4 protein-coding genes are annotated in these 13,657 nt (G+C 72.4%); 2 read left to right on the forward strand and 2 right to left on the reverse strand.

The genetic code is table 11. The annotated features are described in order from the left end of the window. Positions 1–9 precede the first annotated feature (9 nt). Positions 10–8,928, reverse strand: coding sequence for a SpvB/TcaC N-terminal domain-containing protein (locus ACZ6J5_RS30240; RefSeq protein ID WP_469396773.1), 8,919 nt, complete (start codon positions 8,926–8,928; stop codon positions 10–12). Between the two features lie 213 nt (positions 8,929–9,141). Next, positions 9,142–10,584 (reverse strand): peptidase C39 family protein, encoded by a 1,443-nt coding sequence (locus ACZ6J5_RS30245; protein WP_469396774.1) that lies wholly within the window; start codon positions 10,582–10,584, stop codon positions 9,142–9,144. 179 nt (positions 10,585–10,763) lie between these two features. Here ACZ6J5_RS30245 and ACZ6J5_RS30250 point away from each other — a divergent pair, with 179 nt between their 5' ends. Beyond that, positions 10,764–11,393, forward strand: a complete 630-nt coding sequence (locus tag ACZ6J5_RS30250) for a uridine kinase family protein (RefSeq protein WP_469396776.1) — start codon at positions 10,764–10,766, stop codon at positions 11,391–11,393. A 307-nt stretch (positions 11,394–11,700) separates the two neighbouring features. After that, positions 11,701–13,617: an AAA family ATPase gene (locus ACZ6J5_RS30255; RefSeq protein ID WP_469396896.1), complete on the forward strand. Its 1,917-nt coding sequence runs from the start codon at positions 11,701–11,703 to the stop codon at positions 13,615–13,617. Positions 13,618–13,657: the final 40 nt, after the last annotated feature.

The raw sequence follows: 13,657 nt of genomic DNA on the forward strand, positions 1-13,657 counted from the left end.
ACACATCCATTAGTTGCCATCCCCTAGAACTACTCGCCATGGAGTATTTCCTGTACTTGAGACTCCGCCGCCCTTGCCGATATTACTCGGCGTCAGACCCATTCCTGTCGCCTGGTCGAGGCACGCCGGGCACATCCTCGTCGATGACGCCATTCCGGTGATTCGCCAGTCGCTACCCAGGCCATTCATGATGGTCGCTTCAGCGTGGCCTTTCCCGGAGATGTAGCGTTCGCCGCTAAGCGGCGCATTGCCACCCTTCCACTCATTGGGCAGACCCGTGCGCTCCGTTGCGACCCACGTCTCGACTCGGCCCGTGTTCACGTTCTGCACATTGGCCACCGCGACGGTCGACGCCTCGTCGGCTCGCGTCGCGTAGAGCTCACGAGAGCGATCGTACAGAGCATCGCCACAGTTATGAACGAGGACCGAAGCAGCCCCCGCCACCACGTAATACGTATGCAGATCCTCGACCGTCAGGTTGTGCACCCGCTGCCGCTGCGTCCACGCGCGGACCGCCGTCACCTGGGCGTATGTGCCGTTGCCGGTCTGGAGGAGGGTGCCGGGGAGGAGTTCCTTGGCGTACAGCCACTTGCCCTCGGCCGGGGCCCAGAAGGGGTGGTTGTCCGTGGCGACGAGCTTGCCGGCGGGGGCGGTGGCGGTGGTGACCGTGAGTTCCACCAGGTGCTTCTCGCCCTCGCCCGTGATCAGGGCCGTGACCGTGCGCGGACCGGTCTCGCCCGTCGTCGGGTCGGTGGCGGTGACCTCGTCGCCGACGCGTACCCGGGCTATCGGCTTCCGGGTGCCGTCGGCCATCGCGACCTCGGTGTCCGGGGTGAAGCTGTTGCCCGTGCCGCCGCAGCCGCCCGCCCCCGTCCCGGTCCCGCTGTCCGCCGGCTTCGGGGCCGGCGGGCTGTCCGCCGCCTTGGGCACGGGTGGGGTGTCGGCCGCCTTGGCCGCCTTCGACGCGTCGGCCGCGTTGTTGGCGTTCTTGGCCGCCTGGGCCATGTCGATCGCCTTGTTGCCGTACTTCGCCGCGTTCGCCGCGTACCCCGCGCCCGGGATCGCCGAGGCCAGGGAGAGGCCGGCGTTGAGGCCGTCGCCCTCCGCCGCGTACCAGCCCGCGTTCGCCAGGTCCGCCGCCTCGCCGACGACCGGGACCATGCCGACGACGTCCAGCGTGGTGTGGCCGATCGTCTTCCACGACGGCATCCTCGGCCACTTGCCGGTCGGGTCGGTCAGCTTGACCGGGTTGCCGTGGGCGTAGGTGTAGGCGGCCAGGTTGCGGGGCTCGGCGATGCCGCCCGCCATGTCGCCGTCCAGGTAGTCCGGCAGCGCCGGGTCCGCGCTCGCCCACAGCTGGGTCCGCGGGTTGTAGTAGCGGGCCCCGTAGTAGTAGAGCCCGGTCTCCGCGTCGAGCTCCTTGCCGGTGAACTGGTACGGCGTGTCCGTCTGCCCGGTCCGCTCCTCCACCCAGGTCTCGCCGTACGGGAAGTACTCCAGGTGCTCGACGACCTTGCCCCGCGCGTCGGTCACATAGCCGGAGGAGCCGATGTGGTCGGCGTGGAAGAACTGCCGGGTGTCCTCGGGCCCGCTGGCCGCCACTTCCTTGGTGGTCACGCGGGCGTCGCCCACGAAGACGTGCTTGTAGCCGGTGGCGTCGCGCTCGCTGAAGTAGCGGTTCGGGTAGAGCGAGAGACCGTCGTCGCTCCGCTTGACGACCCGGTCGCCCTTGTCGTCGTAGACGTAGGAGACGGTGGCGGCCGCGCAGCCGTTCGGGTCCTGCGTGAGCGTGCCGGTCGCCGTGTCCTGGGTGCAGACCAGGCGGCTCTCCTCGTCCCACACGTACTGCCGGCGCTTGTTCGCGGCGGCCGTGTTGACCGTGCCGGTGAGGTTGCCGTCGGCGTCGTACGCGTGGGTGACCGGGCCGACCCTGCTCGGGGCGTGCGGCCGGGCACCCGGGCCGCTGTCGTAGGTGTAGGCGTAGGAGTAGGTGGTCCGGTCCTGGACGTCGGCCGGGTTGGTCGGGTCCTCGACCGGTTCGATCGGGCCGATCGGGCTGGTCGGGCCGGTCCCGCCGCCGCCACCGGGCGGGAAGGCCGGGGTGCCGCCGGTGACCTCGTGGGTCTGCGTCTTGCTCGTGGTGTTGTGCAGCGAGTCGTACCCCAGGGCCAGGGTGTACGTGTTGACCGCGTCGTTCTTGTCCGTGTAGCGGCCCGACGCCGAGGTGAGCCGGTACTGGTCGTCGTACCCGTAGGTCTGGGTGCTCGGGCCGCCGATCTCCCCGCCCTTCGGGGCGTCGTTCACCAGCGAGGTGACGTTGCCGATCTTGTCGTAGCCGTAGCCCAGGTCCTGGAACGCGGTCCCGTCCGGCGACGCGGACTTCAGCGCCGCGAGCCGCCGGTCCTCGGCGTCGTAGGTGTACGTGGTGCGCACCCCGTTGCCGGCCTGCTGGAGGATCTTCTGGCCGAACTTGTCGTAGTCGAGCCGGTCCACGTACGTGTAGGGCGTGCCGCTCTTGGCCCCGGTGGCGCGGGCCACCTGCCCGCCCGAGTCGTAGGCGTAGGTGAGGACCTCTCCGTCCGGATAGGTCATCTCCAGCACGCGGTTGAAGGCGTCGTAGCGCCAGGCCGTGGTGTAGGTGCGCGGGGCGTCGCGGACCGCGGTGATCGTGCGGGTCTCCTTCACCACCTCGCCCAGCGCCCCGTAGGCGCGCTTGACCGTGCCGGCCGCGTCGTGGACCTCGGTGATGCGCGAGGCCGCGTTGTCCGGCGCGCCGGGCGCCCCGTACACGTAGGACACGTCGTTCGCCGGGAAGGTCGGGTAGCGCACGGCCTTCAGCCGCGAGTAGTCGTAGTCGTACTCGACCGCCCCGCCCGCCGCGCGCAGCTTCGCGGTGGTCTTCGAGGTGACGTTCCCGGCGAGGTCGTAGCGGGTCTCCGAGCGCCCCGCGTCCGGGCTCTCGAACGAGACCCGGCGGCCCAGGCCGTCGTAGCCGGCGCGCGTGACGTTGCCCTTGTCGTCGGTGACCGTCGTGACCTGGCCCATCGGGTCGTAGGCGTAGCCGGTCCAGATCACCGCGGCGCCGTTGAACTCCTTGACCGAGGTGACGGCGCCCCAGACGTCGGTGTAGGTGCGGCGCTCCTTGCCGTTGCCGTCGGTCAGCGTGCGCTCGAAGCGGGCCGTGCCCGACCGGTCCTCGCCGAAGCCGTAGCGGGTGCCGGTGGTGACGCCGTCCGGCTGCACGGTCCTGACCGAGCGGTCCAGGACGTCGAAGGTCTCCCTGGTCGGCGCCACGGTGTCGAAGGAGGCGTTGAACGCGGTGTTCGCCGCCCCCTTCGGCTCGGTCACCGGGTAGTACCGCTCCACCGCGCGGCCGAGGTGGTCGAAGGTCAGCCGGCCGGAGACCGTCATCACCTGCGCGGGGGCCGCCCCCGGCGCGGCGGACACCGAGGCGTCCTTCTTGGTCTGCAGGACGCGCTTGAGGCCGTCGCTGAAGGTGACGGTGTCGATGGTGTCGTCGCGCACCCCCGCGGCGGCGCGGTCCAGGTGCCTGGTCGTGGCGTACGGGACGGTCGCCTCGGGGTGGTAGCCGAAGGCGATCGTGGCCCGGTCGCCGTCCTTCTCGTAGGGCCCCGTCACCGTGTCGAGCCGGCCCACGCTGTCGTACGTCATGCGGAGCGGCTGGCCGTTCTGGTCGGTGTTCCGCTCGGGCAGCCCGTACTTGAGGTTGAAGGCCGTGGTCGAGCGGTAGCCGAAGCTGTCCTCGACGGACTCGACGTGGACGCCGACGGTGGTGTCGTAGCCGTACTCCAGCGTGTAGCGCTGCCCCCGGGCGTTCGCCGGGCCGGTCACCGACTTCAGGTTCCCGTCCGGGTGGTACGCGAGGTCGGTGACGGCCGCCGTGTCGTCGTCGAGGTACTCGCGGGTCTGGCGCACCTCGCCGGTCGCGCAGTCGACGGCCGACTCGCGACGGCGCAGCGGCGCGCCGGTGGCCGCCGCCCGCTGCCGGATCGTGTCGGCGACGCCCACGAGGTGGCGGTCGCGGCACACCGGGTCCGCGCCCGTGTAGCCGTAGACGGTCTCCAGGTCGTCGGCGGTGCCCTCGTCGCCCCTGTCGACGACGCGGACGACGTTGCCGTACGCGTCGTAGGAGAGCTCGGTGGAGGTCGACTTCCCGGCGCCGGAGCCGCCCTCGAAGTACCGTTCCTCCACGCGGACGAGCTGCGGGAAGACCGTCGCGGTCCGGCTCCTCGGGTCGGCCTCCGCGTCCGTGGCGGTGTCGAGCAGCCGGTACGTGTTCAGGGTCTCCCGGTACGGGCGGCCCGCGCCGTCCTCGGTCAGCGAGCGGGTCAGCAGGCCTCGGCCCACGTAGCCGTCGGTGCGGTACTCGTCGGTCACCGTGCGGCGGACGGCGTCGCCCGCCGAGGGGTCGCGGTCCTCGGTCACCACGCGCCCGAAGCCGAGGAACTCCCGCTCCAGCCGGTCGTAGCGGCCCTGCTCGTAGCGGAAGCCGGTCACCCGCGTGTCGGCGCCGTCACCGGTCAGCCCGTCGAACACCGAGGTGCGGGACAGCACCCAGTGGCTCTCCGGCATCGCGGCGGTGTTGCCGGTCCGGGTGTAGTCCAGGTCGATGCGGGCGCCCATCGGGCGCGAGACCGAGCGCAGCAGGTTGGTGCGCCCGGTGCGGTTGGCGGCGACCAGGAGCTCGTCGTCGCGGGTGGAGCGCACGTGGTCGGCCAGACCGTCGCCGTTGACGTCGCGCAGGGAGGTCTCGGCCCGGCTGATCCCGGTGGAGACGTTGGCGCCGGGGTTGAAGACGAAGACGCCGACGGGGGTGGGCAGGCCGACGGTGAAGTAGACGCCCCCGCCGAGGGTGGCGTTCTTGTCCACGGCGATCTCGCGGAAGCCGCCCCGGAAGGGGGTGGGCGCGGTGAAGCCGGTGCCGGTGTTGAAGGCGACCTTGATCGGGTTGGCCCCGTCGGTGAACACCCGGTCGGTGAGCCCGTCGCCGTTGACGTCCGCCATGCTCGCGTTGGTGTACGAGGTCCCGAGCTCGGCGGAGAGGCCGCCCGCGAAGCCGTAACGGTCCACGTTGAAGCCGAGGTTGACGCCCACGTTGCGGGTGGAGGCGTCGTTGAGGGGGCCGGCGGGCCAGGGTTCGCGGGCCGCGAAGGAGTAGCCCAGGTTCAGCTGGACGTCGCCGCTCGCGTAGACCTTGTCCGGCAGCCCGTCGCCGTTGATGTCGAGCAGGTCGACGCGGGCGTCGGACTCGCCGCCGCCGAGGCTGCCGCCGATGCCGAGCGAGGGCTGGACGGCGCCGGTGGAGGCGGTGTTGGCGCTGGTGCCCGCTTCGGGCGCGGCCATGCCGAGGGCGCTGGCGACGGTCGCGGTCTCGCTGCCCGCCGACAGCGACACGTTGCCGGAGACGTTGTCCGACTCGCGCACGTTGCCGCCGAGGGTGCCCCGGGTGGCGCCGAGGGCGCCGTTCATGTCGGAGTACTGGATCTCTTTGGCGCCGACGACGTCGGGGTAGCCGTCGCCGTTGAGGTCGAGGTAGTCGACCGAGCCCGCGGTGATCCCGCCGACGACGGTGCCGCCGAAGGGGCCCGCCGCGAGGGTCGCCGACACCTGACCGGTGACGCCCCGGCGCATCACCGTCCGGTCGCCCGCCACGTCGGCGTCGGTGACGACGTCGATGGTGTCGGCGCCGAGGCGGGAGCTGGTCGCCATCGCCGCGGTGATCCAGGACGACTGGTCCTGGGCGGCCCAGCCGCCCTTGGCGGGGACCGGCGCGAACACCGCGAGCCTCGGCATCGACAGCCGGGGGTTCGCGGCGAACGGCGCGACGTCCGCCTCCTTCGGTTCCTTGGGCAGCGCGTCCTTGAAGCTCTGGTCCAGGGTGAGTTCGGCCTGCTTGAGCGGCTGGGTGGCGCGCTCGCGGTTGCCCTGGTAGCCGATGACGCCCCAGCCCCGGTAGGGCTGGGCGAAGGCGCCCTGCCCGACGGCGCCGTGCATGGCGCTGGGCGCCGGGGTGAGGGTCGGCCAGCCCGACGTCACGTCGTAGGTGACCGACGCGGACTGTTCGAGGAGCAGGCCGAGCAGCGCGGTCTCGGCCGTGGAGTAGTCGACGTAGAGCTCGTCGCCGGCGGTGACCGGCACGGTGAGGTCCAGGTTGGGCCCGCCGAACGGGCCGGTGTCCTTGACCTGGAAGACCCGCTTGCCGAGCAGCTGCCCGCCGCGCTTCTTCACGGTGAACGCGATCTTGGCGTCACCGAAGAGGTTGAAGTTGAAGGACAGCTTGGGCCGGATCTTCAACTGGCCCGTCTTGGTGGCCTTGAAGGACTGCTGCGGCGTGCTGAGGGTGTCCGAGGGGAACAGGCTCAGGTCGTACGGGGGGCTGATGACCAGCGTCGGCTCGCCCTTGTCGTCGACGAGCTTCTCGACCCCGGGCGCGGCCGTGTAGTGGGCCTTCGGCGTCCAGTTCACGGCCGAGGCGTCGATCGGGGAGTCGGTCTTCAGCTTCCAGGACATCTTCTCGAACTGGCCGACCGGGATGCTGAGATCGATCGCGGTGGTGCCGGTCGAGGCGGCGGGCAGGACCTTGCGGTACACCTCCGTGGGGGCGTGGACGCCGTTGCCCTTCTCGATCACGACGGTCACGTCGTCCGAGGTCGCCTTGGACTTGACCACGTCACCGGTGAGCCGCAGCGTGCCGGAGACCGGCACCGTCACCAGCGACGGCCGGCCGCCGTAGGTGAAGTCGCTCGACGCGCGGAAGACGGTGTTCGCCAGGCCGTTCGCGTCCGTGCCGGCCGGCAGGTCGGTGTACGTGATCACCGGGTCCCAGGCCACGGTGTCGTACGCGCCGTCCAGGATCGACTGGGTGCGGAAGTAGAGCGCGTCGCCCTTCTTCACCGGGACCGAGGCCACGTTGCCCGGGGTGAAGAGGGTGTGGTCGTCGGGGCCGATCCGCTGCGCCCACAGCTCGGCGTCCTTGTGCTGGACGGTGACCCGTACGCCGTCGGCCTTGGTGTAGGCGGCGCGCGCGGCGGAGGGGTCCTGGGTCAGCTGGACGGTGCCGTCCACCCGGACGCTGCCGTCGTACGGGGCGACCCAGCGGCGCACGGTGTCCAGCAGCGGCGAGTTGTCCACCTGCTGGTTGAACTGCGCGGTCTGGTCGCCGACGATCTGGCCGGTCACCGCGCCGCCGCCGACCGGCACCGGGGTGCGGCCGGAGTCGGCGCTGTAGGCGGGCTGCCCCTTGTCGTCGAGGTAGCCGAACAGCACGCCGCCGTTGTTGACCAGGTCGGTGATGCCGTCGCCGTTGACGTCGCCGAAGAAGCGGTCGGAGGTGGTCGTGGTGCCGACGAAGTCGAGCTGGGCCGAGGTAGTCAGGACGTACGACTCGACGCCGATGGTGCCGGACAGCGAGCGCTCGGTCGAGATCCCCGGGAGGCCGGTGAGCTTGACGGGGGTGTCGCCGAACTTGGCCGGGCCGCCCGGTGCGGCGAGGTTGGGCCGGTAGAAGACCTCGCCGTTCTTGCGGAAGACCTTGTCCGGCAGGTTGTCGCCGTTCACGTCGGTCAGCGCCGACAGCCCCTCGGACTGGCCCGCGTTGAAGCCGACCTTCAGCCCGACGGAGCCCTCCTTGGTGGTGAGCCCCTGGAGGTTGTAGCCGGCGAACAGGTGGGCCCCGAAGCCGGCCGAGGTGTTCGCGGAGATCGCGCTGGCCTCGCCCTCGCGGATGTCCACGCCGAGGCCGTCGTCCGGCACCGACCAGCCCGCGGCGGCGGCGAAGGCGTCGTAGCCGCCCGAGGCGTCGCGCACGTCGTCGAAGTAGTCGAAGGTGTGGGTGTTGAAGAGCCGGCCGTCCTCGCCGAACTGCGACACCGAGGCGAGCAGCGTCTTGGCGAAGGCCCCGGTCCGGTAGTTCAGCTCGTAGGCGCGGACCGGCCGGTCGTCCAGGGTGACCTCGACGCGCCGCAGCAGGTCGGCGGTGACCCGCTTGAAGCCGTACTTGGCGTCGATCCGCACGTCCGCCCGGCGGGGCTCGCCGCGCTCGCGGTCGCGCACGAAGGTCACCGCGTACCGGCCGTCGGTGTCGCCTCGGCCGGTGTAGGTGATCTTCTTCGGGTACAGCTCGCTGCCCGGCACCGTCGCGTTCGCCGTGCCGCCGTCGGCCACCTTGGTGTACCGGTAGCGCATGACGTTGTCGTGGCCGTCGCGGATCTCCCGCGCCGCCCAGGTGGCGACGCGGCCCTTGCCGTCGGCCAGCGTGCTGTCGGCGGTGCCGCCGTAGACCGTGCGGACGCCCTGCTTGTCGGTGACCTCCCACCAGTAGTTCGCCGGGGCGTCGCCGTGCCGGACGATCCGCTCGAAGCGGCCCTCGACCCGGAGGTGGAACACCTTCTCCGCCGTACGGGCCTTCGGCTCGCCCCGGTGCGCCACCGGGGTCAGCTGCTCGCCGTCGAGGAGGTACGTCTCGGTCTCCAGCGCCGCGTCGTAGCGCGGCACGCCCCAGCGCGTGTCGACGGAGATCGTCGGGGTGGCGAGGTCCCACCCGACGCCGAGCCACCCGTTGGAGCCGGAGGAGTTGTAGGTGACGGCCAGGGCCGGCTCCAGGCCGGCGCGCCCCTTCGGCACCTCCAGCGGGTACGAGAGCCGCGCGTCGCCGTTGTTGTTCGCCGTCGGCGCCTCGATGAGGTTGACCCCGGAGCCGGGGTCCGCGGCCTTGACGTCCTTGATCTGGTTCGGGTTGAAGGAGACGCCCTCCGGCCCCTCGGGCCCGGTGACGGCCGACCCCGCGTCCGGCACCGACGCGGCGGCGCCGCGCAGTTGCCCGGGCGCGCTGATCCCGGTCAGGGTGAGCACCACGGCCAGGGCGACGGTCACCCCCGCCCGTCTGCGGACCACACGCTGGACAGTCATCGAAAGAGCCCCCCGAACCGCCGGATGTCCCGGAGCACGGGTCACACGCCGACCCCCGCCCCCCTTGCTACCGAACGGTAGATCGCAACGCGGCGCGTTCGTACAGGCTTTCTGGACAACAGCGGCCCACGGGATCACGATCCGGCAACGGGGCTGGGGGGCGGGGCGGGAGCGGGGGCAGGGCCCGGGGCGGCGGCGGGGCAGTACCCGGGATCAGAGCAGCCCGACACCCCGCAGCGCGCGGCGCTGGGCCGGCGTCGTGTGGTCCGGCCAGAAGACGTAGCAGACCCCGCCGGTACCGCCCCTGACCTTGCCGTTGGCGTCGTAGCGCTTGGTGCGGAGCCAGATGTCCTCCCATTCGCGGCGCTTGTAGACGCGGCGGACGGCCGGGTTGTCCGGGGAGGCCGGGTCGTTGGCGATGACGTCGCCCGTCGGCGTGAAGCCGATCACCGTCATCAGGTGGCCCGAGGTGCCGTAGCCGGCGCCGGTCAGTTCCTCCTCGCGGAAGGACTGGGACGTGATGGCCGGGATGCCCGCGTGGACCAGCGTCTCCAGTTCGGTGAGCGAGCGCAGCCGGGTCACCACCGCGTTCATGCCGCGGTAGCTCGCGGCGTAGGCGGCGTTGAAGGGCCAGTTGCCGCAGCCCTCGTACTGGTAGTCGTAGGTGGAGCGGGCGGCGTGGCAGACCTGGGGGTCGGCGAAGGCCGGGTTCACCCAGGCCAGTTCCTCGGGGGTGGGCCCGTGGCCCCAGTACTCCACGATCATCTGCGAGGAGGTCGGGCTGCACCAGGCCTCGCCCCCGTTGTCGTACTCGGGGTACTGGCCCACGTGGACGTTCTGCGAGTAGCGCGGCACGGTCAGCTCCCCGGACCGGCCCGGCGCGGAGGCCGGGACGGTGAAGCGGTCCGGGATGTCCGAGGCCATCGCGCCGAGGCGGCGGACCGTCGGGGTGAGGGTGGTGCCGGGGGTCCGGTAGAGGGTGAGACGCAGGCGGTACGAGGCCAGCCGGAGGCCGCTCGCCGGGTCGTCGACCGCGAGGGTGTCGGTCCACACGGACGCCTTGCCGTCGGTCTGGCCGTCGACGGAGGTGCGCCGGATGTCGCCGTCACCCGAGGCCCAGCGGCCCATCACGAACCAGGGGGTCCCGGTCCCGTCCCCGTAGGTGCCGCGCAGCTCGACCTGGAGCCAGGTGCCGGCCGGGGTGTCGGCGTTCCAGGAGGCGATGACCTCCGTCGCGGGCACGCCGGAGGTGTGCACCGGCGAGGTCCAGCTCGCGTACTCCCAGGTGCCGGTCCGCCCGGTGTGCGGGTCGGCGTAGTCGGTGCGGCCCGCCGGGGTGCCGATCACCAGCGCCGGGCGCTGCCCGGAGACCGCCCGGGTGCCGGCCGAGGTGCCGCAGCGCCAGTCGGTGTACGTGCTCCAGAAGCGGTTGTCGACGAGCCCGGGCGCCGGGGGCCGGGCCGCGGTCTCGGGGGCGGTCGCGGTCTCGGGCGCGCAGCCGTCGGCGCACCCCGCGGGACCCCCGGCCGGCTCGGCCGCGGCCGGCGCGGCGCCCGCCACTGCCGAGCCCGCGGCCGCCACCAGCGCGGCGGCGAGGACGGTGCGGCGCGGTGTCGCGCCCGGAGAGGAGCAGGCGGCGTCGGGCGTTGCTGGCATGGCGGGACCCCCGGTCGAGAGCTGGGCGAGCGGGCGCGGTGCGTGGCGCCGCGCGCCCACTATCCCGGCTCCCCGGCTCCTTCTGCCAGCCATTCGACGCGCGCCGCCCGAGCAATATTGGTCTGGGCCACTGGCGCCCGGCCCCGCGCTGACCTGCGCGCTCGCCTACCCTGGGGGCCATGACCGACCTCGACCGCGCCGCCGCCGCGCTCCGCGCGCTGCCGCCCTCCTGCGGGCCGGTGCGGCTCGTCGCCGTCGACGGGCACGCCGGTTCCGGCAAGTCCACGCTGGCCGCCCGGCTCTCCGGGGCGCTGGGCGGCGCGCCCGTGCTCCACCTCGACGACCTCGCCACCCACGAGGAGCTCTTCGCGTGGACCGGCCGGATGCTCGCCGAGGTGGTCGGGCCGCTCTCCCGGGGCGGGACCGCGCGCTACCGCCCGTACGACTGGACCCTGCGCGCCTTCGGCCCGGCCCGCCCGCTGGCGCCGGAACCGGTGGTGCTGGTGGAGGGCGTGGGGGCCGGGAGGCGGGCCCTGCGACCCTTCCTGGCACGGCTGTTGTGGATGGAGCGCGGTCCCGAGGACTCCTGGGCGCGGGGGCGCCGCCGGGACGGTCCGGAGCTCTCCTCCTTCTGGGACGGCTGGACCGTGGCGGAGACTCGCCATTTCACCGAGGACCCCTCGCGGCCCTTCGCCGACACCCTGGTGCGGGAGCGCGAGGAGGGTTACGAGTGGCTCCCAGGGCCCTCTGTGACAGCGAGTCCGCACCAGACCGTCACCCACCGTGACGCTTCCCGTGCTGCGAACTGAGTGGGCGGAAGTCCGCTTCCGCAAGTGCCCCAACTCCGCTTGACCCAAGGGGCGTAAAGGTCTTACGTTCTGAATGTGCGGCTTTCCGAAGTCGCCGCAGACGCGAAGCCCCCGGTTGTTCCCCCGTGACCGGGGGCTTCGTTCTGCCCTTGCCCTCACCGTGGGTCACCACTCGTGAGCGGTCGTCGGATCACGCCGGATCCCGGTGGATCGACTCCTTCTCCCTCATCAGGCACCCCCTGCGCAGGTACGATGCCCCTCGGTGCGGTCAATTCCCGTCCACGTGATGACGGTTGTGGGGGACCCGATGGACATCGGCACACAGGGCGCGCACGCCCCCGCCGAGCTCGCCTGGCTGCGCGGTGTGGACGCCTACACGATGGGCGCCTATCCGCAGGCCGAGGAGGAGTTCCGGACGGCGGTGCGCATCGATCCCGGCATGGCCGACGGCTGGCTCGGCCTGCACGCGCTGCGGGTGGACACCACCACCGCCCTGCTGCGGATGTACCGCAACCGCGAGCGGTTCGGCGAGCAGCGGGCCCGGCACCGCCGGACCCTGAACTCCTGGTACTGGCTGGGCTGGTGGGTGCAGCCGGTCCTGGAGAGCCCGCGCGACCTGCTGCTCGCGCACGCCTCGCACTGGCTCGACGGCCGGCATGTGCCGGAGCTCGACCGGGCGCTCGCCGGACTGCCGCCGGTCGACGCCGACCCGCAGGTCCGCTTCCTGCACGCCTGCCGCTCGTACCTGGTCAAGGACTGGGAGCAGCTCGTCCGGCACACCGAGCCGCTGGTGGACGATCCGCTGCTCGGCATCGAGGCCGGGCTCTTCGGCGGCATGGCCCGGGTGCGGATGGAGATGTACGGGCAGGCCGAGCCGCTGCTCGCGACGGCGCTGATGCGCTGCCGCAGCGAGCAGCCGCAGCGCAAGGAGCTGCGCTACTGGCTGGCCCGGGCGCACGAGGGCACCGGGCGGACCGCCGCCGCCATGCCGCTGTACCGCGCGGTGCACCGGATCGACCCCGCGTTCATGGACACCGCCGCGCGGCTCGCGGCCATCGCCGAGTACGACGGCTTCGAGGGCCCGGACGACCCGGCCGGGCTCGCCCCCGTCGCACTCGGCGGCTTCGGCCAGGACGCGCGGGACGCCATGGACACCGTGCCGGGCGATCCGGAGCCCCTGGGCGGGGACGCCCTGCTGCTCAAGCCCGGCGCCGTGCCGCCCGCCGCGCCGCCCGTGCCGCCCGCTCCCCCGGAGCCGCCGGAGTTCGTCCGGCAGAAGGCGGTGGTCCCGCCACAGCCGGTGCCGCCCCGCTTCCCCGCCAGCCCCACCGACCCGGCGCTGCTCGCCGAGGCCCTGTCGGAGCTGGAGCGGATGGTGGGGATGGAGCCGGTGAAGCGGCAGGTCAAGGCGCTGTCGGCGCAGCTGGAGATGGCTCGGCTGCGAGCCGGGCAGGGGCTGCCGGTGCAGCCCCCGAAACGTCACTTCGTCTTCTCCGGCCCCTCCGGCACCGGGAAGACCACGGTCGCCCGGATCCTCGGCCGGGTCTTCTACGCGCTCGGCCTGCTCGGCGGCGACCACCTGGTGGAGGCCCAGCGGGCCGACCTGGTCGGCGAGTTCCTGGGCCAGACCGCGGTCAAGGCCAACGAGCTGATCGACTCGGCGGTCGGCGGGGTGCTCTTCGTCGACGAGGCCTACTCGCTCTCCAACTCCGGCTACAGCAAGGGCGACGCCTACGGGGACGAGGCCCTCCAGGTGCTGCTCAAGCGCGCCGAGGACAACCGCGACCACCTGGTGGTGATCCTGGCCGGCTACCCGGAGGGGATGGACCGGCTGCTGGCCGCGAACCCGGGTCTCTCCTCGCGGTTCACCACCCGGGTCGACTTCCCCTCGTACCGCCCGCTGGAGCTGACCTCGATCGGCGAGGTGCTGGCCGCCTCGAACGGCGACGGCTGGGACGACGAGTCCCTCGACGAGCTGCGCTCGATCAGCGCGCACGTCGTCGAGCAGGGCTGGATCGACGAGCTCGGCAACGGACGCTTCCTGCGCACCCTGTACGAGAAGTCCTGCGCCTACCGGGACCTGCGGCTCTCCGGGTACGCGACCACCCCGACCCGCGAGGACCTGGCCACCCTGCGGCTGCCGGACCTGATGCAGGCGTACGGGGAGGTCCTGTCGGGCCGCGGCCCGGTGGACCGCGGCCCGCAGGAGCCGCCGGGGCTGTAGCGGGGCCCGACCCGGGGCAGCCCCTACGGGGGTTTCCCCG

Source organism: Streptomyces sp. NPDC042100, from assembly GCF_055582325.1.

Coding starts and splice junctions, on each gene's coding strand:
- ACZ6J5_RS30240 (WP_469396773.1), bottom strand. CDS start 8,928: ATGACTGTCCAGCGTGTGGTCCGCAGACGGGCGGGGGTGACCGTCGCC.
- ACZ6J5_RS30245 (WP_469396774.1), bottom strand. CDS start 10,584: ATGCCAGCAACGCCCGACGCCGCCTGCTCCTCTCCGGGCGCGACACCG.
- ACZ6J5_RS30250 (WP_469396776.1), top strand. CDS start 10,764: ATGACCGACCTCGACCGCGCCGCCGCCGCGCTCCGCGCGCTGCCGCCC.
- ACZ6J5_RS30255 (WP_469396896.1), top strand. CDS start 11,701: ATGGACATCGGCACACAGGGCGCGCACGCCCCCGCCGAGCTCGCCTGG.